Source organism: Variovorax sp. V213 (assembly GCF_041154455.1).
GTDB lineage: Bacteria > Pseudomonadota > Gammaproteobacteria > Burkholderiales > Burkholderiaceae_C > Variovorax.
The window spans coordinates 296,858-319,983 of the sequence record NZ_AP028664.1 but is presented as its reverse complement, the minus strand read 5'-3'; the positions used below and the strand labels follow the sequence as shown (position 1 = coordinate 319,983).

At 66.9% G+C, this 23,126-nt stretch carries 26 protein-coding genes and 1 pseudogene; 15 read left to right on the top strand and 12 right to left on the bottom strand.

The window, feature by feature from the left end:
* Positions 1 to 17 precede the first annotated feature (17 nt).
* From ACAM55_RS01645 to ACAM55_RS01625, 5 genes are all read right to left on the bottom strand, one after another.
* Positions 18 to 548, bottom strand: a complete 531-nt coding sequence (locus tag ACAM55_RS01645) for a F0F1 ATP synthase subunit delta (protein WP_369654374.1) — start codon at positions 546 to 548, stop codon at positions 18 to 20.
* An 8-nt stretch (positions 549 to 556) separates the two neighbouring features.
* Positions 557 to 1,027: a F0F1 ATP synthase subunit B gene (locus ACAM55_RS01640; RefSeq protein WP_007830193.1), complete on the bottom strand. Its 471-nt coding sequence runs from the start codon at positions 1,025 to 1,027 to the stop codon at positions 557 to 559.
* Positions 1,028 to 1,104: 77 nt separating this feature from the next.
* Positions 1,105 to 1,371, bottom strand: a complete 267-nt coding sequence (atpE, locus tag ACAM55_RS01635; RefSeq protein WP_172672154.1) for a F0F1 ATP synthase subunit C — start codon at positions 1,369 to 1,371, stop codon at positions 1,105 to 1,107.
* Positions 1,372 to 1,430: 59 nt separating this feature from the next.
* Positions 1,431 to 2,300, bottom strand: a complete 870-nt coding sequence (gene atpB / locus ACAM55_RS01630; protein WP_369654373.1) for a F0F1 ATP synthase subunit A — start codon at positions 2,298 to 2,300, stop codon at positions 1,431 to 1,433.
* A 4-nt stretch (positions 2,301 to 2,304) separates the two neighbouring features.
* Positions 2,305 to 2,790, bottom strand: coding sequence for an ATP synthase subunit I (locus ACAM55_RS01625; RefSeq protein ID WP_369654372.1), 486 nt, complete (start codon positions 2,788 to 2,790; stop codon positions 2,305 to 2,307).
* Between the two features lie 157 nt (positions 2,791 to 2,947).
* Between ACAM55_RS01625 and ACAM55_RS01620 the strand changes: the two genes are divergently transcribed.
* From ACAM55_RS01620 to ACAM55_RS01550, 15 genes and pseudogenes are all read left to right on the top strand, one after another.
* Positions 2,948 to 3,841 carry a D-amino acid aminotransferase gene (locus ACAM55_RS01620; RefSeq protein ID WP_369654371.1) on the top strand — a complete coding sequence of 298 codons (894 nt, stop codon included), beginning with the start codon at positions 2,948 to 2,950 and terminating at the stop codon, positions 3,839 to 3,841.
* Positions 3,838 to 4,146: a YbeD family protein gene (locus tag ACAM55_RS01615; RefSeq protein ID WP_369654370.1), complete on the top strand. Its 309-nt coding sequence runs from the start codon at positions 3,838 to 3,840 to the stop codon at positions 4,144 to 4,146. Before ACAM55_RS01620 ends, ACAM55_RS01615 begins: the two co-directional genes overlap by 4 nt.
* Before the next feature lie 10 nt (positions 4,147 to 4,156).
* A complete protein-coding gene (gene lipB, locus ACAM55_RS01610) occupies positions 4,157 to 4,858 on the top strand; it encodes a lipoyl(octanoyl) transferase LipB (RefSeq protein ID WP_369654369.1) in 702 nt (233 codons plus the stop codon).
* Positions 4,859 to 4,864: 6 nt separating this feature from the next.
* Complete coding sequence (gene lipA / locus ACAM55_RS01605; protein WP_369654368.1) at positions 4,865 to 5,866, top strand: lipoyl synthase; 1,002 nt, start codon at positions 4,865 to 4,867, stop codon at positions 5,864 to 5,866.
* Between the two features lie 35 nt (positions 5,867 to 5,901).
* Positions 5,902 to 7,347, top strand: coding sequence for a glycosyltransferase (locus ACAM55_RS01600; protein WP_369654367.1), 1,446 nt, complete (start codon positions 5,902 to 5,904; stop codon positions 7,345 to 7,347).
* Positions 7,344 to 8,120, top strand: coding sequence for a hypothetical protein (locus ACAM55_RS01595; protein WP_369654366.1), 777 nt, complete (start codon positions 7,344 to 7,346; stop codon positions 8,118 to 8,120). Before ACAM55_RS01600 ends, ACAM55_RS01595 begins: the two co-directional genes overlap by 4 nt.
* 22 nt (positions 8,121 to 8,142) lie before the next feature.
* Positions 8,143 to 8,661 (top strand): annotated as a pseudogene (cysC, locus tag ACAM55_RS01590) (adenylyl-sulfate kinase); the annotation flags it as partial.
* Positions 8,658 to 9,551, top strand: coding sequence for a sulfotransferase (locus tag ACAM55_RS01585; RefSeq protein ID WP_369654365.1), 894 nt, complete (start codon positions 8,658 to 8,660; stop codon positions 9,549 to 9,551). The pseudogene cysC and the gene ACAM55_RS01585, both read left to right, overlap by 4 nt.
* A 46-nt stretch (positions 9,552 to 9,597) precedes the next feature.
* Positions 9,598 to 10,554 carry a Gfo/Idh/MocA family protein gene (locus ACAM55_RS01580; RefSeq protein WP_369654364.1) on the top strand — a complete coding sequence of 319 codons (957 nt, stop codon included), beginning with the start codon at positions 9,598 to 9,600 and terminating at the stop codon, positions 10,552 to 10,554.
* Complete coding sequence (locus tag ACAM55_RS01575) at positions 10,551 to 11,705, top strand: DegT/DnrJ/EryC1/StrS family aminotransferase (protein ID WP_369654363.1); 1,155 nt, start codon at positions 10,551 to 10,553, stop codon at positions 11,703 to 11,705. Before ACAM55_RS01580 ends, ACAM55_RS01575 begins: the two co-directional genes overlap by 4 nt.
* Positions 11,702 to 13,240: a class I adenylate-forming enzyme family protein gene (locus ACAM55_RS01570; protein ID WP_369654362.1), complete on the top strand. Its 1,539-nt coding sequence runs from the start codon at positions 11,702 to 11,704 to the stop codon at positions 13,238 to 13,240. The genes ACAM55_RS01575 and ACAM55_RS01570 overlap by 4 nt, the downstream gene beginning before the upstream one ends.
* Positions 13,221 to 14,351 (top strand): SLC13 family permease, encoded by a 1,131-nt coding sequence (locus ACAM55_RS01565; protein ID WP_369654361.1) that lies wholly within the window; start codon positions 13,221 to 13,223, stop codon positions 14,349 to 14,351. The genes ACAM55_RS01570 and ACAM55_RS01565 overlap by 20 nt, the downstream gene beginning before the upstream one ends.
* Before the next feature lie 36 nt (positions 14,352 to 14,387).
* A complete protein-coding gene (locus ACAM55_RS01560; protein WP_369654360.1) occupies positions 14,388 to 15,101 on the top strand; it encodes an AraC family transcriptional regulator in 714 nt (237 codons plus the stop codon).
* 79 nt (positions 15,102 to 15,180) lie between these two features.
* Positions 15,181 to 16,032 carry a DMT family transporter gene (locus tag ACAM55_RS01555; RefSeq protein ID WP_369654359.1) on the top strand — a complete coding sequence of 284 codons (852 nt, stop codon included), beginning with the start codon at positions 15,181 to 15,183 and terminating at the stop codon, positions 16,030 to 16,032.
* Between the two features lie 76 nt (positions 16,033 to 16,108).
* On the top strand, positions 16,109 to 16,432 hold the full coding sequence (locus tag ACAM55_RS01550) for a hypothetical protein (RefSeq protein ID WP_369654358.1): 324 nt from the start codon (positions 16,109 to 16,111) through the stop codon (positions 16,430 to 16,432).
* A 7-nt stretch (positions 16,433 to 16,439) separates the two neighbouring features.
* On the opposite strand, the gene ACAM55_RS01545 is transcribed toward ACAM55_RS01550, so the two are convergent.
* The 7 genes from ACAM55_RS01545 to ptsP all read right to left on the bottom strand — a co-directional run bounded on the left by ACAM55_RS01545 (position 16,440) and on the right by ptsP (position 23,111).
* Positions 16,440 to 17,483, bottom strand: a complete 1,044-nt coding sequence (locus ACAM55_RS01545; RefSeq protein ID WP_369654357.1) for an NADP-dependent oxidoreductase — start codon at positions 17,481 to 17,483, stop codon at positions 16,440 to 16,442.
* Between the two features lie 104 nt (positions 17,484 to 17,587).
* Positions 17,588 to 18,940, bottom strand: coding sequence for an ATP-binding protein (locus ACAM55_RS01540; protein ID WP_369654356.1), 1,353 nt, complete (start codon positions 18,938 to 18,940; stop codon positions 17,588 to 17,590).
* A 38-nt stretch (positions 18,941 to 18,978) separates the two neighbouring features.
* Complete coding sequence (locus ACAM55_RS01535) at positions 18,979 to 19,683, bottom strand: response regulator transcription factor (protein WP_369654355.1); 705 nt, start codon at positions 19,681 to 19,683, stop codon at positions 18,979 to 18,981.
* A gap of 112 nt (positions 19,684 to 19,795) precedes the next feature.
* Positions 19,796 to 20,257, bottom strand: coding sequence for a DUF4260 domain-containing protein (locus tag ACAM55_RS01530; RefSeq protein ID WP_369654354.1), 462 nt, complete (start codon positions 20,255 to 20,257; stop codon positions 19,796 to 19,798).
* A 31-nt stretch (positions 20,258 to 20,288) separates the two neighbouring features.
* Complete coding sequence (locus tag ACAM55_RS01525; protein ID WP_369654353.1) at positions 20,289 to 20,756, bottom strand: Spy/CpxP family protein refolding chaperone; 468 nt, start codon at positions 20,754 to 20,756, stop codon at positions 20,289 to 20,291.
* A 42-nt stretch (positions 20,757 to 20,798) separates the two neighbouring features.
* Positions 20,799 to 21,170, bottom strand: coding sequence for a DUF4148 domain-containing protein (locus ACAM55_RS01520; RefSeq protein WP_369654352.1), 372 nt, complete (start codon positions 21,168 to 21,170; stop codon positions 20,799 to 20,801).
* A gap of 147 nt (positions 21,171 to 21,317) precedes the next feature.
* The gene (ptsP, locus tag ACAM55_RS01515; RefSeq protein ID WP_369654351.1) at positions 21,318 to 23,111 is read right to left on the bottom strand and encodes a phosphoenolpyruvate--protein phosphotransferase; all 1,794 of its coding nucleotides are present in this window, start codon (positions 23,109 to 23,111) and stop codon (positions 21,318 to 21,320) included.
* Positions 23,112 to 23,126 lie beyond the last annotated feature (15 nt).

Here is a 23,126-nt window from a genome sequence, read left to right as displayed (position 1 = left end):
TAGAGGGCTGAAGACCGTCAGGCCGCCAGCGCAACTTTCATTTGTTCAAGGCGCGCTTTGACGGAGGTGTCGAGCACCTCGTCGCCGACCACCACACGAATGCCGCCGATCAGTTCCGGCTCTTGCTGGACTGTGACTTGCAGCTTGCGGCCGAAACGCTTTTCGAGCGCGGCCGCCACATTGGCCAGAACCGCGGCGTCGATGGGGAAGGCGCTGTAGACCACGGCGTCGGACGAGCCGCTCTTCGCGTTGGCCAGTGTCCGGAACTGCTTCGCAATTTCCGGCAGCACCGAGAAACGCCCGTTGTCCAGGAGCGCACCCAGAAAGTTCTGGGCGTGGGCAGTCAGCGGTGCACCGAAGGCGCCGGCGACCACACCGAGAACCTGCTCGGCCGTGGCCTTGGGGTTGTCGGCGAACTGCTGGAGCTCCGGATTGGCCGCGATGGCGGCCACCTTGTCGAGCCAGACGCTGGTTCCGGCGACGTCGGACGACGACGCCTTGAAGAGCGCCTCGGCGTAGGGACGTGCGATGGTGGCGAGTTCTGCCATGGCTTCTATCAGAGTTCGGTCTGCAGACGGGCAAGCAAATCGGCGTGGACGCCCGCATTCACTTCCTTGCGCAGAATCTGCTCTGCGCCCTTGACGGCCAGTGCGGCAACCTGCTCGCGCAATGCTTCGCGCGCCTTCAGTGCCTGCTGGTCGGCTTCGACGCGTGCAGCAGCAACGATCTTGTTGCCTTCTTCGGTCGCGCGGGCCTTGGCCTCTTCAACGATGGCCTGGGCGCGACGTTCGGCGTCGGCAAGACGTTGCGCGGACTCATTGCGCGCCTGGCCCAGTTCGGCTTCCACGCGCTTGTTGGCGGCGGACAACTCGGACTTGGCCTTGTCGGCTGCAGCGAGGCCTTCGGCGATCTTCGCAGCGCGGTCGTCCAGCGCCTTGGCGATCGGCGGCCACACGAACTTCATCGTGAACCCGACCAGGATCAGGAACACGATCATCTGAACGATCAGGGTACCGGTAATGCTCACTTTTCACCCTCTCTTTGGGATTGAATGCGAAGCCATTCCACGGAGGGGAACGACGTCACGGGTCCGACGAGAAAGACTTACTTCGGCAGGTTGGCGATCTGAGCCAGGAACGGGTTGGCCGTTGCGAACCACAGAGCGATACCGGTGCCGATAATGAAAGCGGCGTCGATCAGACCAGCCAGCAGGAACATCTTGGTTTGAAGTTCACCCATGAGTTCAGGCTGACGTGCGGCCGACTCGAGGTACTTGCTGCCCATGATGCCGATGCCGATACATGCGCCCACAGCGCCCAGACCGATGATCAGGCCGGCGGCCAGTGCAACAAAGCTAATAACTTCCATGATGACTCCTAGAGGACTTTGGTTGAAGAGAAAACGAAAAAACTAAACCGAAAAACGGACGATCAGTGGTGATCGTGAGCCTGGCCGATGTAGACCAGCGCCAGCATCATGAACACGAAGGCTTGCAGCGTGATGATCAGGATGTGGAAGATGGCCCAGGCCGTGCCCGCGATGATGTGGCCGATGGCCAGGCCGATGCCGGTGGCCGAGAGCGACCAGGCACCACCCATCAGGGCGATCAGCAGGAAGATCAGTTCGCCGGCATACATGTTGCCGAACAGACGCATGCCGTGCGAGACGGTCTTGGCGACGAACTCGATCATCTGCATGGCGAAGTTGAACGGATACAGCGCCCAGTGGTTGCCGAACGGCGCCGTGAAGAGCTCGTGCACCCAGCCGCCGAGACCCTTGATCTTGATGTTGTAGAACAGGCAGACCAGCAGCACGGCAACCGACATGCCCATCGTCACCGAGAGGTCGGCCGTGGGCACGACGCGCAGATAGGCGTGGTGCGGGTCCTCGCCGGCGATGCCGAAGATCTTGGCCCAGATTGCCGGGAACAAATCGACCGGGAACAGGTCCATTGCGTTCAGCAGGAAGATCCACACGAAGATGGTGAGCGCCAGCGGAGCGACGAACTTGCGGCTGGTGGCGTTGTGAACGATGCCCTTGGCCTGCTGGTCGACCATTTCGACCAGCAGCTCGACGGCCGCTTGAAAACGCCCGGGAACGCCCGAAGTAGCCTTGCGGGCGGCCAGCCAGAGCAGCCAGCATCCCAGAATGCCCAACGCGATCGAGAAAAAAAGCGAGTCGAAATTGAAAACCGAAAAGTCCGCAACACCTCCAGGCTTGGAGCTTTGCAGGTGCGTCAAGTGGTGAATGATGTATTCACCCGCGGTCTGACCATGTTCCGCAGCGTTTTCAGCAGCCATTCAGTTACTCGTCTCTATGTTGCCGGCGCCGGGGCGAGAACATCACCGCCAACCAGGCCGCCTTCATTGTCACCACCAAGCCGACCAGCATTGCAGGCCAGCTCAGCGCCGTAATCAGCCTTGGCGCCGCGAACAACATCGCAAGCGACAAGGCCATCTTGACCATTTCCCACAGGAAGAACCCAACCACCGCAGTGCCCGGATTCAGGGAGGAAAACCGGCCGGTCAACCCCCGCGCGAACACCGCAGCAGGAATGACCACCGCGATCGCGCCGTAAGCGGCGGACCAACCCAGATTTTGCCTCCCCGTCAGCCCCCAGGCGGCCAAAGCCACCAGCAGACCGACAACCAACTGCCCCGCGATGACCCACCAAGGGGAAATCGAGGGATGCCTTGCACGCAGTTCACGCGCCTCATCGGCGGTCAACGGCTTGTATTCCGTGTCGAGGTCTTCAGCGACCCTTTCATCTTTTTGGGCGATTGTTTTCATTTCGAATGAAGCCCGGATGACGACCCAGAATTTCTACAAAGCCATTGATTATAAGTAAAAACCCAGCCCGTCCGGCCACTTGAACTGTCGCCGTTGCAAATCGAGGCTTCGTCGCCTGACGAGAACCCGACTTGGCGAGCGCAACCATAATTCCCGCATGCATCCTCTCACTGCCGCACTCCCCACCACGCTCTGCTATCTCGACGGCGAATACACCGCCGTCAAAGATGCCAAGGTCAGCGTGCTCGACCGTGGCTTCATTTTCGGCGACGGCGTCTACGAGGTCGTTCCCGCCTATGGTGGCCAGCCCTTCTGCTTCGAAGAACACATGGCGCGGCTCGATCGTTCGCTGGCCGAGTTGCAGATCGCCGATCCGCTCACGCTCGCCGAGTGGCGCGACATCGTGATGCGCCTGATCGCCCCGGGCGGCGACGCACCGCAAGCCGTCTACTTCCAGGTCACCCGCGGCGTTGCGCCGCGCGACCATGCAATGGTCAAGGGCCTCAAGCCCACCGTCTTCGTGATGGTGAACCCGCTGCCGCCGGTGTCCGATGCGGTGCGCGCCAAGGGCGTGACCTGCGTGACTGCAGACGACTTCCGCTGGCAAAAGGCCCACATCAAGAGCACCAGCCTGCTGGGCGCCGTGCTCTCCCGGCAGATCAGCGTCGAGGCCGGTGCGGCAGAGACCGTCATGTTCCGCGGCGACTGGCTCAGCGAGGCTTCGTCGAGCAACGTATGGATAGTGAAGGACGGCGTGCTGATCGGCCCGCCCAAGGACAACCTGGTGCTCACCGGCATCCGCTATGGCCTGCTCGAACGCCTGTGCCGGGAAGGCGGCATTCCCTTTGCGCTGCGGCGCGTCTCGCGCGATGAAGTATTCGGTGCCGACGAACTGATCCTGTCCTCGGCCAGCAAGGAAGTGCTGCCCGTCGTCACGCTCGACGGCAAGGCCATTGGCAATGGCCATCCCGGCCCCATCTACAAGAGCTTGTATGCAGCCTACCAGCAGGCCAAGCAACGCAACGCTGAGAAGCAAGGAGCCCCGGCATGACCGAGAACACCACCGACGCAGTCACCACACCCATTCCCGATCCGCGCAAGGAGTCGCTGATCGAATATCCCTCGCAGTTTCCGATCAAGGTCATGGGCGCCAAGGTCGACGGGTTCGTGCATGCGATCACGCAGATCGCCGAGCGCTTCGATCCGGCCTTCGACGCCACCACGGTCGAGCTGCGCGACAGCAAGGCGGGCAACTACCTGGGCGTGACGATCACCGTCACCGCCACCAGCCGCGAGCAGCTCGACGATCTCTACCGAGCGCTGTCGGCCCATCCGTCGGTCAAGGTCGTTCTCTAGGCAGGTCCTGATGACGCTGGCAGAGCACCCGGCAGACACCGCCATCGCACTGCGCTGGCTGGGCCGCGTCGGCTATGCCGAGACCTTTGCGGCGATGAAGCAGTTCACGCTCGAGCGCCAGCCGGAGACACCCGACGCGCTATGGATGTGCGAGCACGCTCCCGTGTTCACGCAAGGCCTCGCGGGCAAGCAGGACCATATCCTGAACCCCGGCGACATTCCCGTGGTGCAGACCGACCGCGGCGGGCAGGTCACCTTCCACGGCCCGGGCCAGGTGGTCGGCTATCCGCTGATCGACCTTCGGCGGGCGGGCTACTACGTGAAGGAATACGTCTACCGCATCGAGGAATCGGTGCTGCGCACTCTGGCGCATTTCGGCGTGACGGGGCACCGCGTGCCGGGCGCGCCGGGCATCTACGTGCGGCTGGACGACCCGTTCTCGCATGCGGCGCTGACCGGCCCGCTGCACGCCGGCGACCCGTTCCGGGGTCTCGGCAAGGTCGCCGCGCTCGGCATCAAGGTGAGCCGCCACGCCACCTACCACGGGGTCGCGCTCAACGTCGACATGGACCTCGAGCCCTTCTCGCGGATCAATCCGTGTGGTTATGCGGGGCTCCAAACAGTCGATCTTTCTACAATCGGCATTCAAACCACATGGGAAGAGGCTGCCCGGGTCCTGAGCCAGAAGCTCACCACCTACCTGGCGCCCTAGCATCCAATGAGCTCTACCGAAGTCGTCCGGGACGCACAAAGCGCCGAAAACTACAACCCGCTGGCCAAGCAGAAGGCCGCGGCCAAGCTCTCGCGCATCCCCGTCAAGGTGGTGCAGCAGGGCGAGGTGCTCAAGAAGCCCGAGTGGATTCGCGTGAAGGCCGGCAGCCCCACCACCCGCTTCTACGAGATCAAGCAGATCCTGCGCGAGAGCAACCTGCACACGGTGTGCGAAGAAGCCTCGTGCCCGAACATCGGCGAATGCTTCGGCAACGGCACGGCCACCTTCATGATCATGGGCGACAAGTGCACGCGCCGCTGCCCGTTCTGCGACGTGGGCCACGGCCGCCCCGACCCGCTCGACAAGGACGAGCCGCTGAACCTGGCCAAGACCATCGCCAAGCTGCGCCTGAAGTACGTGGTGATCACCAGCGTCGACCGCGACGACCTGCGCGACGGCGGCAGCCAGCATTTCGTCGATTGCATCAAGAACATCCGCGAACTCTCGCCGATGACGCAGATCGAGATCCTGGTGCCCGACTTCCGCGGCCGCGACGATCGCGCACTCGACATCCTGAAGGCCGCGCCGCCGGACGTGATGAACCACAATCTGGAGACCGCGCCGCGCCTTTATAAAGAAGCACGCCCCGGCAGCGACTACCAGTTCAGCCTCAACCTGCTGAAGAAGTTCAAGGCGCTGCACCCCGGCGTGCCGACCAAGAGCGGCATCATGGTGGGCCTCGGCGAAACCGACGAAGAGATCCTGCAGGTGATGCGCGACATGCGCGCGCACGACATCGAGATGCTGACCATCGGCCAGTACCTGTCGCCGTCGGGCTCGCACCTGCCGGTGCGCCGCTACGTGCACCCCGACACCTTCAAGATGTTCGAGGAAGAGGCCTACAAGATGGGCTTCAGCCACGCGGCGGTGGGTGCGATGGTGCGGTCGAGCTATCACGCGGACCAGCAGGCCGGACACGTTCTGGCGGGTACGCCGGCCAACGATTGAACTCGTCCGCGTTCGCAGTGGAGGCAGCCGCCCCCATGACCGGGCGCCCGTTGCGCATCCTGCTCGCGATGTGCTACCTCGTGCACCGCACGGGCGCGGAGATGTTCACCCGGGATCTTGCCCTGTGGCTGCGGCGGCGCGGCCACGCCGTCACCATTCTTGCAACGGCCTTCGGCGACATGGCCGACGAGTTGCGCCATGCGTCGATCGCGTGCATCACCGACGTGGCCGACATGGCGGCCCGACCCGACGTGATCATCGGCAACACCCACCACGAGACGGTGCGCGCCGTGCTTCACTTTCATGACGTGCCGGTTCTCACGATCTGCCACGACCGCAGCGCAGAGCACGGCCGCCCACCGCAGTTTTCACAGGTGGTGCGCCATATCGCGGTCGACGAGAACTGCGCCGAGCGGCTGGTGCACGAGTTCGGCATCGAGCGCGAGCACATCGAACTGATCCAGAACGGGGTCGATCTTTCACGCTTCCTGCCGCGCACGCCATTGCCGGCCGCACCTCGCGCGGCACTGGTCTTCAGCAACTATGCATCGCACGATGCCCAGCTCGAAGAGATTCGCGCCGCATGCGCGGAACGCGGCCTCACGCTCGACGTGATCGGCAGCGGCACCGGCAACCACCTGCCCGACCCGGCCGCCGCGCTGGGCCGCTACGACGTCGTGTTCGGCAAAGGACGCTGCGCCACCGAAGCGCTGGTCACAGGCAACGCCGTGGTGGTGCTCGATCCGAGCTCGGGCATGGGTGAGATGGTGACGGCGGCCACGGTGGCGCATGCGCGGCGCTGGAACTTCGGCCGGGCACTGATGACTCGACCGATCACGCGGCAAAACGTGATGGCCGAGCTCGACAAGTTCGATGCGGAGGATGCGGGTGAGGCCGCAGCCTGGATGCGCGCGACCGGAGGACTGGATGCAACGCTCTGCGCGCTCGAGGCCTGCGTACGGCGGGTGACCGACGGCCGAGAGATCATTGCAGTGCCCGCCGAGCAGCGTGCGCGCGAAATGGCGCGCTACATGGACGACTGGATCCGGCGTGGAAGCGCCACGACCGCGCACCTCGGCCTTGCCTCGCTGCATCAGCACGTCGCGGGGCTGCATCAGGCACTCAACGATCAGCAGCGCGCCCATCAGGCCCAGATCGAGGTCTGGCGCGCCGAGGCGCAGCGGCAGTCGGAGCATGCCGCTGCGCTGGCGGTGCGGTTGCAGGCGGCCGAAGCCTCGCTGGCCGCGCAGCAGCGGGATGCCGAGTCCGCACTGGCCTCGGCGTCCACGGCGCACGCCGCGCTCAGCGCGCGGCTGGACGAAGCCGGTTCGCGCCTGGCCGACGTCGAGCGGCGGGCGTCCAACGACGCCGCAGGCATGGACGCCCGGCTGCGCGAGATCTACGCCAGCCGGTCCTGGCGCGTCACTGCTCCGCTGCGGCAAATCTCCACTTACATACAGGCCAGAGTTCAGCGCCCATGAAGCACCTGCTGATCGCCGCTCATCCGGGACACGAGCTTCTGCTCTGGAAATGGCTTCGGAACGAACGGCCGGATGTCGTGGTGCTCACCAATGGCGCCGGATCGAATGGCGTGCCGCGGCTGGCCCCCACGGCCGACAACCTGGTGCAAGCAGGCGCAAACTGGATTCCCCAGGTGGTGTCACCCGTGGCCGATGCCGAGATCTATCAGGCCCTGCTGGACGGCGACGCGAACATGTTCGCGCAATGGCTCGACCGCCTGACGGCGCACGTCGTTTCGCAGGGCATCGGGTGCATCGTCGCGGACGAAGCGGAGGACTACAACCCTTCCCACGACCTGTGCCGCCTGTTGGCCAATCAGGTCGCCGCCCACGCGACGGCCCACGGCCATCCGGTTGCGAGTTTCGGCTATCCGACCGTCGGCCATCCCAGTCCCCCGGCGCGCCTCGCGATCGAGAACCATCTGGTGGTCGAACTCGATACGGCGGAACTGCAGGCCAAGCTGGCCGACATGCAGGGCTACGCCCAGCGCTTCGGCGGGCAGTTGCAGCGGGAACTCGACGGCTTCATAGCGGAATTCGGCACCCAAGCCTATGCCAGGGAGTGCCTGTTCGCCGCCCGGCCCACACGCTACGAGCAGGCCGAAACCCCCGTCGCCAAGCCCTTCTTCGAGATCGCCGGCGAAGAGCGCGTCGCGACCGGCGTCTACAAGCATGTCATTCGCGGTGCCCACCTGCAGGCCGTGGCCGACCGGCTGCGCAGCCACGTTCTCTGAAGCGACGATGCGTGCCGATCTGCCTCCTACCCTGTGGCTCACCGGCCTGAGCGGAGCAGGCAAGACGACCCTGGCCCGAACGCTGGCGCAAGCGCTGAACGACAGCGGCCGCCGCTGCGCCGTGCTGGACGGCGACGCATTGCGCCGTGGGCTGAACCGCGACCTGGGTTTTGATCCGGACGCGCGCAGCGAAAACATCCGCCGGACCGCCGAGGTCGCCCGGCTGATGAATGATGCCGGCCTGATCGTCGTGGCGGCGCTGATCTCCCCCCTTCGAGTGGACCGGGCGCACGCGAGCTTCATCGTCGGGACTCGGCGCTTCCTGGAGATCCATGTCAGCACCCCGCTGGAGGTGTGCGAGGCGGCGGATGTCAAGGGCCTCTATCGCAAGGCCCGGCAAGGCGAGCTCGACCAATTCACCGGCGTCAGCGCGCCCTATGAGGCTCCGGAGGCGCCCAGGCTCGCGATCGATCCCATGCGAATGGGGCTGCAGCCCGCCGTGGGCAAACTGCTTGACCTGATCGGAGACTTGACCGCATGAGCAAACATCCTCCAATGCCGGTCGTCGTGGGTGCACCGCGTTCGGGCACGACTCTGCTGCGGCTGATGCTCGATGCCCATCCAGACCTCGCGATTCCGCCCGAAACCAGCTTCCTTGCGGCAGTTTCGGCGCTGGGCCAATCGGACGGCGATCTTCGCGCCCGCTTTCTCGAAACGATCACCGCCTATCCGCCGGGTGCACCCAACTGGCAGGACTTCGGCCTCGCACGCGAAGCGCTCGCCGAAGCCGTGCAGGCGCTCGAACCCTTCACCGTGGCCGATGGACTGCGCGCCTTTTATCGGCTTTACGCGCAGCGCTTCGACAAGTCGCGCTGGGGCGAAAAGACGCCGGACTATTCGCTTCACGTCGGAACGATCGCCGCGCTGTTGCCCGAAGCCCGGTTTGTCCACCTCATTCGCGACGGCCGTGACGTGGCGGCGTCATGGCGCCAGCAGTGGTTCTCACCGGGCCACGAACCCGAAGTACTGGCGCGCGCCTGGGCCGATCGCGTCGAAGCGGCCCGCAACGCCGGTTCCGCTTGCGCCCACTACACCGAGGTCTTCTACGAAGACCTGGTGGCACGGCCTGAACCGGTGCTGCGCCGCCTGTGCGAGTTCCTGGAACTGCCATGGTCGAATCAGTTGCTCAACCATCAGGAGCGCGCCCCCAGGCGGCTCGAGGAACATCGGGCGCGCGTCTCGCTCGATGGCAGTTTCGTGGTGAGCCATGCGCAGCGCCTGCACCAGCAACGCAGAACGATGGAGCGACCGGGCACGGGGCGCATCGGCTCCTGGCGCGAGACGATGAGCGGCCAGGAAGTACAGCGCTTCGAACGCGTCGCGGGCGCCCTCCTGATCCAGCTCGGCTATGAATTGCAGGGCAACAGCTGATTCGGCGACAGGCATCTGCGCGCTTGCGGAACCCGCTGCGTCCTCCATGACCTTCACGACGCCCTCGGTCGATCAAGGCTCGGCGGCCTCCTGCGGCGACGAAGCCGAAGCGGAGATCGCTCTCGCTACCCCCGACTTGACTCATGCCCTCGTGGGCCTGGGTCGTTTCGGCAGCACCCATGCGCGCAAGCTCGCAAGCCTGCCAGGCTTCCGTCTGAGCGCCGTGGTGGACAGCTCTCCCGCGGCCAGGCCCGTCGCCGACCTTGCGGCATTGCCGCTGTTGTCCGGCATAGACGAGTTGCCGCCGGGCATCGAGTCGGCCACGGTCGCAACCAGCGACGGAACACACGCCGAAGTGGCGATGGCGCTCATGCGGCGAGGCTGCCACGTATTGGTCGAAAAGCCACTCTGCATCGACCGGCGGGACGGCGTACAGATGCTTCGGATGGCGCAGCAATGTGGCGTCGTCCTGAGCACAGGACACATCGAACGCTTCAATCCGGCGTTCGATGCGGCCGCGCTGTCGTGGATACGCCGCGCCGCCTTGCGTCATCGGGACAGCGCTCATCCTTTTCTGCGATTCCGTCGCTTTTCCTGCCGCCAGGCGAGCGCCGTGGACAGCGTGCTGGATCTGATGGTGCACGATCTCGACCTGCTCGCCTGGCTCTGCGCCATTCCGGCGGACGCGCAGTTGCAAGTGATCAGTCGGCGGATCGACGTGCGCAGCGCCCGTGTCCAGGTGCGCCTGGGCGGCCTGGTCGCGGAGCTGGAGAGTGGCTACGGCAGCATGCCTCCCGCCGCACGGCTGCAGGTGTGCAACGGCGGACGGCAACACGTGCTGGACCTGCGCAAGCCCCACCGCGCGATGGCGGGCGGCGACGATGCGCTGGCGCGCCAGTACCGGGATTTTCGCCATGCCGTGCAGGGCAACGGCAGGCGCATTGCCTCCGGCGCCGACGGCCTTGCCGCGGTCATCCGCGCGTCCCAGGTGCTGCACGCATGAAGATTCCGTTGTTCCGTTCGGCGGCATGCGTCGAACCCATGGCCGAACGACTTGTCCAGGCGTGTGCCACGGTGTTGCGCAGCGGCATCTATGTCCTCGGTCCACGGGTCAGCGCATTCGAGGCCCGGCTGTCGGACTTGCTGCAACGGCGCGAGGTGGTGGCCGTGAGTTCGGGTTCAGACGCACTGCTGCTCGCCCTCAAGAGTCTGGGCGTCGGCAGCGCGGCCGGAGGGCATCCGGAAGACGAAGTTCTGCTTCCTTCCTACACCTTTGCGGCCTGCGCCGAAGCGGTGATCGCTGCCGGTGCGCGGCCTGTGTTCGTCGACAGTGCCGCCGATGATTTTCTGGTGCCACTCGCGCATTTCCGGAATGCGAAAACGCCGCGCACCCGCGCCGTTCTCGCGGTCGGACTCTTCGGTGATCCCACCGGCCTGCCCGAGTTGGCCGCCTATTGCCGCGACGAGCAGCTGTATCTGATCGAGGACGTGGCCCAGTGCCTGGGTGCCAGCGCTTGCGGCGCGGACGGACGCGCGCAACCCGCCGGCAGCTGGGGCGACGCATCGGCGATGAGCTTCTACCCCACCAAGACCCTGGGCGCCGCCGGCGACGCGGGAGCCCTGGCCTTCAAGAACCCGCGCCATGCCGAGAAGGCGCGCCTGCTGCGCAACCACGGGTACCAGAACGGATTGCACACTTGCCTCGGCCAGAACAGCCGCATGGACGAATTGCAGGCGTGTCTCCTTCATGTGGCGCTGGATGATTTCCCTGCCGCCATTGCGCGGCGCCGCGCCATCGCCGCGCGCTATCTGGCGGCATGGGCCAAGTGCCCGATGCAATTGCCACGCGACGCCGCAGGCCATGCCTGGAACTATTTCGTCGTTGTCCTGCACGGCCCGCACGAGCGGAACGCGCTGGCGGTCCAACTGGCGACAAAGGGAATCGCCACTCGCGTTTACTATGAACAGCCGCTGCACCTGCACGAGGCGCTGGGGCGCTGGCGAGGCGAGAGCACGCTGCCGCACAGCGAGCGGCTGGCCCGCTGCTCGCTGGCCCTGCCGCTTTACCCGATGCTCAGCGACGAGGAAATCGAATACATCATTCACGCCGTAGGAGAGGCCGTCGGCGACGTAACCAGGCACAGTCAGACATGAACACGATGCAGGAGTTCGGCACCATCGCCCAACTGGTTCACGAGCACGCAACGCAAGCGCCCCGGCGCATTGCGCTGGTCGACAATGAGCAAAGCCTGACCTACGGCGCCCTCGACGCGCTGATGGACCGTATCGCGGCCAGCCTGCAGCGCAAAGGGCTCAAGCCCGGCGATGCGATCGCGGTGTGTGCGTCTTCTTCGGTCAACTACGCGGCAGTGTTCCTGGGTGCCTTGCGCGCGGGCGTCGCGGTCACGCCGCTCGCGCCCGGCTCCACCACCGCCAGCCTGGCGCGCATGATCGAGGATGCCGATGCACGCATCCTCTTTACCGACGCCTCGGCGGCCGAGGTCGTCGGCGCCCCGAAGGAAGGCGGCATTCCGCACGTGGCGCTCGACGGTTCCGCTGCCGGGCAGAGCCTCGAGAGCTGGCTGATCCCCGTGGGCACACGGCCGAGCGCCGTCGAAACGCAGCCCTCCTGGCCCTTCAACATCATCTATTCCTCGGGCACCACCGGCGAGCCCAAGGGCATCGTGCAGGGCCACGGCATGCGCTGGGCCCACGTGCAGCGCGGCGCCAAGTACGGATACGGCCCCGACACCGTCACGCTGCTGTCCACCCCGCTCTATTCCAACACCACGCTGGTGGTGTTCTTCCCCACCATCGCCTTCGGCGGCTGCGTGGTGCTGATGCCGAAGTTCGATGCGCTCGGCTACCTGCAACTGGCCGAAAAGCACCGCGTGACGCACACGATGCTGGTGCCGGTGCAGTACCGGCGCCTGATGGCGCATCCGCGTTTCGACGCGCACGACCTCTCGTCGTTCCGCTACAAGTTCAGCACCAGCGCGCCCTTCAATGCCGCGCTCAAGGCCGACGTGCTCAAGCGCTGGCCCGGCGGGTTGATCGAGTTCTACGGCATGACCGAAGGCGGCGGCACCTGCATTCTCGAAGCCCATCTGCATCCCGACAAGCTGCACACGGTGGGCAGCCCGGCCGAAGGCAGCGACATCCGGCTGATCGACGAGGACGGCCACGAGATTCCGCGCGGCAACACCGAACTTGCGGGTGAGGTGGTGGGCCATTCGGCCGGCATGATGACCGGCTACCACCGCCAGCCCGCCAAGACGCGCGAGGCCGAATGGTTCGACGCGAGCGGCAAGCGCTTCATCCGCACGGGCGACGTGGGCCGCTTCGACGCCGACGGCTTCCTGACGCTGTTCGACCGCAAGAAGGACATGATCATCAGCGGCGGCTTCAACATCTATCCGAGCGACCTCGAGACGGTGCTGCAAGGCCATGCCGCCGTGGCCGACGTCGCGGTGGTCGGCGTGCCGTCGGAGCAATGGGGCGAAACGCCGGTGGCTTTCGTGGTGCGCCGTGAAGGCGACGGCACTACCGAAGACGCCCTGCTGCAATGGGCCAACGCCCAGCTCGGCAAGACGCAGCGCCTGGCGCGCCTGCGCTTCATCGACGAACTGCCGCGCAGCGCCATCGGCAAGGTGCTCAAGCGCGAACTGCGTGAACTCGTCGGCCACTGAAGCGCGGGCAGCGGCGCCGTCCGAGGAGGGCGGCGGCAACGGCCTGCTGTGGCTGCTGACCGCCGTGGCGGTCTTGTTCGCCTTCCTGCGCCCGCGTGCGCCCATGGACTGGCTGAAGCTGGTCGATTGGCAGACCGTGGGCGCGCTTGCGGGCCTGCTCGCCATCACCCAGGGCGTGGAAAAGAGCGGCATGCTGCAGGCCGCCGCCCAGCGCCTGCTCGCGCGCACGCACAGCCAGCGCAGCCTGGCGCTGCTGCTGACCGCCAGTGCCGCATTGCTCTCCGCGCTGGTGACCAACGACGTGAGCCTGTTCCTGCTGGTGCCGCTGACGCGCGTGCTTGCCAACCAGGCGCACCTTCCGCTCGCGCGGCTCGTGGTGCTCGAAGCGCTGGCCGTCAATGCGGGTTCGGCGCTCACGCCCATCGGCAACCCACAGAACCTCTACCTGTGGCATCGCTCGGGCGAGAGCTTCGTCGCCTTCATGGGAATGATGTTGCCGACCGTGGCCGTGATGCTGTTCTGGCTCTTCACGGCGGTCTGGCTGCTGGTGCCGCGCACGCCCATCGCGCTGAAGCCCGAGGCCGAGGCCGCGCCGGTGCAGCCGCGCCTCTTGGCACTGGCAGGGGTTCTGTTCGTCGGCTTCGTGGTCGCGCTCGACCGGCACTGGCTGCTGGCGGGACTGGGCGTGGTGTTCGCGGTGTTCCTGGTCTCGTATCCGCGCGTGCTGCGCGGCATCGACTGGGCCCTGCTCGCGATCATTGCGCTGATGTTCGTGGATCTGCGGCAGCTGGCCGAGCTGCCCGCCGTCGTGGCGCTGCTGAACCATTGGCCCATCACCGAGGGATGGCGCGCCTACCTGGCCGCCATCGTCGCTTCGCAATTCATCAGCAACGTGCCTGCGGCGATCCTGCTCGACGGCCACGTGCGCGATCTGCCGGCACTGGCCGCGGGAGTGAGCGTGGGCGGCTTCGGGTGCGTGCTGGGCTCGCTGGCCAACCTGATCGCATTGCGGCTCGCCAGATTGCCGCATGGCCTGCGCGAGTTCCACCGCATCAGCGTTCCCTTCCTGCTGGTGTGCGCGGCTTCCGCATTGCTGCTGCGGCTGGGATGACAGCCGCGGAGCACGGAACGACAATTCGATCCTGCCATGCGAACCCCAGCAATGCACCCTCGCGCCGAACCGCACAGCCTTTCGCTGCGCGAGTACGGCGCTTCGCGCGGCAGCCACGCGCATGACCACTTCCAGGTGCTGATCGGCCTGGCCGGCGTGCTCGAACTCGAAGTGGAAGGCCGCGGCGCGCGCGTCGGCGCCGGTGAGGCGCAGGTCGTGGTGCCCGGCGACCGGCATGACTTCGAATCCCGCAGCGGCAGCCGGTGCCTCGTGCTCGACACCACCCACCCGATGTGGGCGCGCTGCGCCGAGCGCGCGCCCGCAGATGCTTCGCGGCTGCAAGCCCTGGCGCAGTACCTCGCGCAGTGCGCGCAGCACCCGGACGCTTTCGTGTCGACGCTGCAGCATGGCCCTGCGCTGCTGCTCGAAGCCTGGGGTGCGGCCGCGCCGGCCCCTGCGCGAAGCCGGCGCATCGACTGGACCGCGCTCGCGGCCTGGGCCCGGGCGCGCTGGCACGAGCCGCTGGGCGTTGCCGATCTCGCAGGCGTGGCGTGCCTGAGCCCCAGCCAGTTTGCACAACGCTGCCGCGACGAGCAGGGCGTGAGCGCAATGCACTGGCTGCGCACGCTGCGGCTCGCGCATGCCCGCGAACTGCGCCTGGCCGGCATGGGCGTCGCGGAAACGGCGCGCCGTACCGGCTACCGTTCGCCCTCCGCGCTTACGGCGGCATTGCGCAGGCTGGGCAACTGAACGACGGGCAAGACCACGTCGTCGCCCCGCGACGATTCACCGGCGCCGCGCGACGATGGCGCCGCTTAAGCTCGGTGCAATGTCGCCCACGCTTCTTGCCCTTGCCGCCATCGCGCTGTGGGCCACGCTCGCCTCGCTCGGCACCGCGCTCTCGCACCTGCCGCCGTTCCTGCTGACCGGCCTCGCGCTGATCATCGGCAGCATCCCGAGCTGGCCGCTCGTGTTGCGCGACCGCAGCGCCTGGAGCGTATCGCCGCGCACGCTGGCGCTGGGCATCTACGGCCTGTTCGGCTTCCACTTTCTGCTGTTCATCGCGCTGCGGCATGCCCCGCCCGTGGAAGCCAACCTGGTCAACTACCTATGGCCGCTCTTCATGGTGGTGCTGGCGCCAGCGCTGCTGCCGGGCGTGTCGCTGCGGCCGCTGCATCTGGTTGCCGCCACGCTGGGCTTCGCGGGCGCAGCAATCGCAATCCTCGGTGCACGCGATGGCTCCGCATCCAACCCGGTCGCCGTGGCCGGGTACTGGGGTTTCCTTCCGGCGCTGGGCTCGGCATTCATCTGGGCCAGTTATTCGCTCTGGACAAAGCGCGTGGCGGCGTTCCCGACCTCCGCCATCGGCCTGTTCGGCCTGGTCTCGGGCGCGTTGTCGCTCGTCTGCCATGCACTGCTCGAGACCCCGGCCATGCTCTCCGCAAAAGACTGGCTGCTGGTCGCGCTGTGCGGCCTCGGTCCGCTCGGTGCGGCCTTCTTCGTCTGGGACATGGCGCTCAAGCGCGGGGACGCACGGCAGATCGGCATCCTGAGCTACATCACGCCGCTGGGCTCCACCGCGCTGCTGCTGGCCGTGACCGGGCGCCCCCTCACCTGGAGCATCGGGCTCGCGGCCGGGCTGATCATCTCGGCCGCGGTGATGGGCACGCGAGCGCGCTGAATACGCCCGTGTCCGACGACACCGGTGCATGGTTTGTGGCTAGAGTGGAGGCTTCGGAAAAAAGGAGCCCCACCCCATGGATAACAAGAACAAGACCGATGAATTCGAGATCACGCCCAAGCTGGTGTTCGACCTGAACCTGGCGCTGTACCTCGACCTGGTAGCGGCCCTCGAAGGCGCGGGCGCCATCAGCTATCGGCAAATGGCGGCCCGGGTGCTCAACATCAGCATGGACGCCCGAGCCGACGGCGAGGTCGGCCTCTCAACGGTGCTCGAAGGCGTTGCCAAGGGCTTCGCCGGCCACGGCGACGGCCTGTCGATCGAAACGCTCAAGGCCGCCCGAGGCCTGCGCGAGGATGACGCGATGGGCGACATCCCGATGCGCCCCAGCGAGCCCTGAGCCGGCTTCAGTCTTCGGCCACCTGCAGGATCAGCTTGCCGAAGTTCTCCCCCGCGAACAGCTTGTTGAGCGACTCGGGGAAGGTATCGAGGCCCTTCACGACGTCCTCCTTGCTCTTCATGCGGCCATCTTTCAGGTAGCCGGCGAGTTCCGCCACGGCGATATGGAACCGGTCGGCGTAGTCGAACACCACGATGCCTTCCATGCGTGCCCGGTTCACCAGCAGGCTCAGGTAGTTCTTCGGACCGGCGCCCGGCATGCTGTTGGCGTTGTTGTACTGGCTGATGGCGCCGCAGATGATCACGCGGGCCTTGCGTGCAAGCCGCGCCAGCACTGCGTCGAGGATCTCTCCGCCGACGTTGTCGAAGTAGATGTCCACGCCCTTCGGGCAATGGGTCTTGAGGCCGTCGCGCACCGCCGCGGCGCCGGCCTTGTAGTCGATGCAGGCGTCGAATCCCAGCTCCTTCACCACCCAGTCGCACTTGGCGGCACCGCCGGCAATTCCGACGACCCGGCAACCCTTGAGCTTGGCCAACTGCCCCACCGTCTGTCCCACGGCGCCGGCCGCGCCGGAGACGACCACGGTTTCGCCGGGCTTGGGCTGGCCCACGTCCATCAGGCCGAAGTAACCGGTCATGCCCGGCATGCCGAGCACGTTGAGCCACTGGCCGATGGTGCCGGCATTCAGATCGATCTTCACGAGGCCGTTGCGCTTGATCTGGTCTTGCGGAATCAGGATGTATTCCTGCACGCCGAGCATGCCGTAGACCGTATCGCCGACGGCGAACTGCGGATTCTTCGAGGCGATGACCCGGCCGACGCCGCCGGCGCGCATCACCTCGTCGATGCCCACGGGCGGGATGTAGCTCTTGGCATCGTTGAGCCAGCCGCGCATGGCGGGATCGAGCGACAGCGACAGCGTCTTGACCAGCACCCCACCCTCGGCCGGCTCGCCCACGGGCTCGGTGGTGAAGCGCCAGTTCTCGCGGGTGGCCGTGCCCTCTGGACGCTTGGCGAGGCGGACCTGGTGGTTGGTGAGTGAGCTGCTCATGGTGTCTCCTTGATTGACGGGCGCTGGCACGGACGCGCATCGTAGCCCCGCATTGCGCGTCGGCTGGTAGCGCAGGTGACAGCGCAAGACACCGCGAGCGAACCCTACATGCGCACGATGATCTGCAGGCCGGGATGCGCGTTGCGAACCACGAATGTCCCGCCGTGCGCCTCGGCGATCAGCCGGCACAGGTACATGCCGAGCCCCACGCCGCCGGTGGCACGCGCACGCGCGCCGTCGGTGCGGTAGAAGGGCTCGGTCAGCCGCTCCAGTTGCGCTTCGTCGACGCCGGGGCCATGGTCCCGCACCTCGAGTTCGACCCCCTGAACCTTGCCGTCCACCACGGCCCGCAGCGACACGCACGGCGGCCGGGGCGCGCCGGTGCTGTAGCGCAATGCGTTGTCCAGCAGGTTGCGCACCAGGAGGCGAACGCGCATGCGATCGATCGAATGCGCCGGCAGGCCTTCCGCCAGGTCGAGGTGCACGTTCTGCGCGCCCGGCATCTCGGCGACGATTTCGCGCACCAGCATGGCCAGGTCGACCGGCTCGCGCTGCAGCGCCGCATGCGGGCTTGCGAGGCGCTCGCTTTCCAGCAGGTCGCTGATCAGGTCGCGCATCTCGTTCAGGTCGCGCAGCAGCGCCTCGCGCTCGGCCGCGCCCTCGGGCGTGGCGGGCAGCAGCTCGGCATTGAGCCGGGCCCGCGTGAGCGGCGAGCGCAGTTCGTGGCTCAGCGCCAGCAGCAGGCCGCGCTTGGCATCCAGCATGGCCTGGATGTCGTCGGCCATGGTGTTGATGTGCTCCGCAAGGTCTCCGAGGTCGTCGTTCTGGCGGATTGGAATGGGCTGCGTGAACTCGCCGCGGCCGAAGCGCTGTGCGCCTTCGCGAATGTCGATCAGTGGCCGCAGCAGGCGGCTCACATAGACATAGCCCAGCACCATGAGCAGCAGCAGCGCGCAGAGCGTGGCCCAGCCCGCCGCGCGCGGCGCAAGCTGCCAGAGCTTGGGCGCCCAGCCGAAGATGACGCGGTGGCCGTCGGCCGTCGGACGGATGAACCACTTGTCGTTCAGCGGCTCCTCGTCGAGGTTGTGCATCCAGCCGCCGCGGCCGTTGAGGCCGCCGGGGTTGGAATCCCAGTTGACCTTGGGGCCCACGATGCGGATCGTGATCGGCAGCCGGCTCACCAGCGCCTGTGCGCGCGCGATGTCGGGCGGCGTGCCGATCTCGGCGACGAGCCGGTCGGCGTAGTCCACCAGCATGGGCTTTGCGGCCTCGGCCCAGCCGGTGGAGAAGGACTTCTTCATGCCGCCCATGAACACCACAGCCATCACCATCGCCAGCAGCAGGAACATCATCACGAGCCGGATGCGCAGCGAACGCCGCCAGCGGCGCTTGCCCTGCACCTTCTCGTGCCACTGCTCGTGCCATTGCCTGTGCAGCTGCGCGCGGCGGCAGGCCATTTCGCGCCACGCCTTGCGCCAGCCTCTCCTCGCAGATCTCATGCGGGCTCGCTGCGCGCGACGGCCAGCGCGTAGCCGGCGTTGCGCAGCGTCTTGATGCAATCCAGCGGCTCGAGCTTCTTGCGCAGGCGGCTCACCACGATGTCGACCGCGCGGGTGTAGAGCTCGGCTTCATGGCCGCGCAGGCGGTTCAGGATGTCGTCGCGGCTGAACACCTTGCCGGGCTCGGCCGCCAGCAGCGCGAGCAGCTCGAACTCGGTGCCTGTGAGTTCCACGCGCTCGCCATGTCGCAGCACCTGGCGACGGTCGAGGTCGATCGACAGGCCGTCGAACACACGGTACTGCGCGCTGTTGCCGTTGGCCGCCGCCGCGGCGGGCGTGCTGCGCTGGCGCCGCAGGATGGTCTGCACGCGCGCCACCAGTTCGCGCGGCTCGAAGGGCTTGGGCACATAGTCGTCGGCGCCGAGCTCCAGGCCGACCACGCGGTCCATGACCTCGCCGCGCGCGGTGAGCATCACGATCGGAATGTCGCTCTCCTTGCGGATCTCGCGGCACAGCGCAAAGCCGTCCATCTCGGGCAGCATCACGTCGAGGATCGCGGCGTCGTACTGGCCGGCACGCAGCTTGGCGAGCCCTTCGCTCGGGCGCACGGCGCTTTCGAGCGTGCAGCCGAAGCGTGCGAAGTAGGTGGTCAGCGGCGCGGCGAGGTGTTCGTCGTCGTCGATCAGCAGGATGCGCGGCATGGCGGGATTGTGCCTCCTGGCGAACAATTGGCTGACGATCAGGCCCGCCGGCATTGCATCGCCATTGTCATTTCGATGGCCAGCCACCGCGGCGCGCAGCATCGTGCGACCTTCACCACGGATCGGCCCGCCCGATGCGGCCGAGGTGCGTGGCGCCGAAGCCGGCTGCGTACTTGAGACCGTAGCCCAGCGCCCTGTCGAGGCCGATGTGCGCGCACCAGATCAAGCCGCCGGCCACCGCCCATGGCAGCGCGGCGAGCACGCCGAGCACCAGCAGCGCAACGGCGCCGGCGTACGAGTGCGCCGCGTTGTAGAGCACCGCGCCCACGCGCGGGCCCGCGAGGTAGCCGAGCATCGAGAGGTCGGGCACGAGCAGCCACAGGGCGAACACGCCCCAGCCCGCGCCGAACTGCGCATAAGCCGCCAGCGCCGCGGCGAGCACCACCACGCCTTCCGCTCGCAGCAGCAGGCGCACGCCACCCGTCGGCGCCACTGCCTGGTCGTGGGATACCGCGGAACCGGCTTCGCCGGGCCGCAGGTATCGCCCCCTTGCAGGGGGTTGGCGAAGCGACACGAAGTGCGCGAAGCCTGGGGGTGAGCCAAGCCTAGCCACGATGGCCCCAGCGGCGGCCGCCACGGTCCATGAAGTCGCGCACCTTCTGCTGCTGCGCGGCGTTCAGGCTGTCGAAGAAATCGGCGGCGGCCGCGATGATTTCCGGGCTGCCGTTGCGCACGGCCGTGGTCTTCTCGTCGACGAGCCGCGCGGCGCCGGCCTGATCGAGCTTGTTGCCCGCGAACAGCGCCTTGAACTGCGAGCGCGGATCGCCCGCGCCACCCGCGCCGCGCATCGCTTCACGCTGGGCCTGCAGCTTCTCGGCCAGCGCGGTGAGCTTCTGCTTTTGCAGGGTGTCGAGTTCGAGCTTGCTGCCGACGCGCTCGACCATCTTGGTGCGGAACTCGGTGGGGTCGCCGCCGCCCCAGCCATGCCGATGGCCGGCGCAGCCGGCGATGCTGCCCGCCACCACCGCGAGGCCCGCGAAACCGAAGAGAGTGCGTTTGATCCAGTGTTTCATGATGTTCCTTGCGGCCCGGGGCGTGTGCGGCGGGCGTGAGTCTTAAAGCTTGTTGCTGTTGCCGGCGGCTGCGGCACGTGCATCGAGCGGGTTCTGCAGCGTCGAGATCACCTTGCTGTTCACGCGCGAACCCGAGGTCACGTTCTGGTCGGGTGCGGCGGCGGCGCGCATGGCTTCGTAGACGACGCCGGCGCGGTCTCTCGACACGGCCATGGTCTCGGCGCCGCGCGAGCCGCGCACCACGTTCTGGTCCGGCGCGGCGGCCGTGCGGACGGCCTCGGCGTTGACTTCGGCGCGGCTCATCGCCGATGCGAGAGGCTGGACGCCTTCGTAGGATTCAGCCTTGGCACCGGCCGCGGCCAGCAGGGCAAAGGAGCCGACGGTGACGATCTGCGTGAGGGAGAGGGGCTTCATGTTTCAGGCCTTTCTACTTTCTATAGTGGAAGAGGAGACCTGATGGTGCTTGCCGCCGCGCGGCAAGTCCTTTCACCGCAGTTTCAGCATGTTTCGTTTTATGTCAGTTCGCCCTGCATCTGAGCGAATTGAGTGCGGAAGAACTAACTATCCGGCCAGGGCGGCGGCGGGATCGTCCGATTCGAGCACGCTCTTGGCCCAGGCTTCGAGCTTGCCGGTGTCGGCGCGCAGCACTTCCTGCTTGACGGCGAGGATGCGCGAGGGATGCATCGAGAAGCTGCGCAGCCCCAGGCCGAGCAAGAGGCGCGTGAAGGCCACGTCGCCCGCCATCTCGCCGCACACGGCCACGCCCTTGCCCTGGCGGCGGCATTCGGCAATGGTGTCGGCCACGAGCTTCAGCACCGCCGGATGGGCGGGGTCGTAGAGATGGGCCACCGCTTCGTCGGCACGATCGATGGCCAGCGTGTACTGGATCAGGTCGTTGGTGCCGATCGACAGGAAATCGAAGTACTTCAGGAAGGTCTTGAGCGTGAGCGCCGCGGCGGGAATCTCGATCATTGCGCCGAGCTTCACGTTGCCGTAGACAGCGCCGCGGCTGTCGAGCTCCGTGCGCGCGAAGTCGATCAGCGAGAGCGTCTGGCGGATCTCGCTGGCGTGCGCGAGCATCGGAATCAGCAGGTGGATTTCGCCATGCGCCGCCGCACGCAAGATGGCGCGCAGTTGGGTGAGAAACATCGCCGGATCGGCCAGGCTCCAGCGAATGGCGCGCAGGCCCAGCGCGGGGTTCAGGTGCTCCTGCTTGCTGGCCGCCTTGCCGTCGATGGGCTTGTCGGCGCCCACGTCGATGGTGCGGATGGTGACCGGCATGCCCTGCATGCCCTCGACCGCGCGCTTGTAGGCCTGGTACTGCTCTTCCTCGTCGGGCAGGCGGGTCTGTCGCTGCGACTCGCGGCCCATGAATAGGAACTCGCTGCGAAACAGCCCGACGCCCACCGCGCCGGCCTTGACGGCGCCGACGGTGTCTTCGGGCATCTCGATGTTGGCGAGCAGCTCGACGCGCTGGCCATCGAGCGTGACCGCCGGCTTGTGGCGCAGGCGCGCAAGCCGCCCGCGCTCGAGATCGCCCTGGCGCTGCTTGAACCCGTATTCGGCCAGGATGATGGGCGAGGGATCGACGATCACCACGCCGGCATCGCCGTCGATGATGACCCAGTCGTCCTGGCGCACCAATTGGCTCGCGGTGCGCGCGCCCACCACGGCGGGAATGTCCATGCTGCGCGCGACGATGGCGGTGTGCGAGGTGCGCCCGCCCACGTCGGTCACGAAGCCGGCGAACACACTCTTCTTGAACTGGAGCATGTCGGCCGGCGAAAGGTCGTGCGCAATCAGCACCAGCGGCACGTCGATGCCGTCACCCGCGGTGGGGTCGTCGTCGTCCTCGGAGGCGGAGCGCTTGCGGCGCGGCGGGCTGGGGGCGAGCACCGCGGCCGTGCCCTGCATGCGGTGCAGCAGCCGCTCGACCACCTGTTCGAGGTCGGCCTTGCGCTCGCGCAGGTACTCGTCCTCCATCTCGTCGAACTGGCGCGCGATGATTTCGAGTTGCGTGGTCAGCGCCCATTCGGCGTTGTAGAGGCGCTCGGTGATCCAGTGCTTCACGCCGCCGGTCAGCGCCTCGTCCTGCAGCAGCATCTGGTGCACTTCGAGCAGCGCCGCGAGTTCGTGCGGTGCGTCGTTGGGTCCCATCAGCGCCACGTTCGTCTGCAGCTTGGCGAGTTCGTCGGCCACCGCGTTGCGTGCCGTGCGCACCCGGTCGATCTCGGTGTCGACCTCCTCGGGCTTGATGAAGTAGTGCGCCACGTCGATGCGGCTGGACACCACCAGCACCGCGCGGCCAATGGCAATGCCACGGGCAACCGGGAGGCCGTGGACTGCGAAGGTCATGGGCGCCTGCCGAAG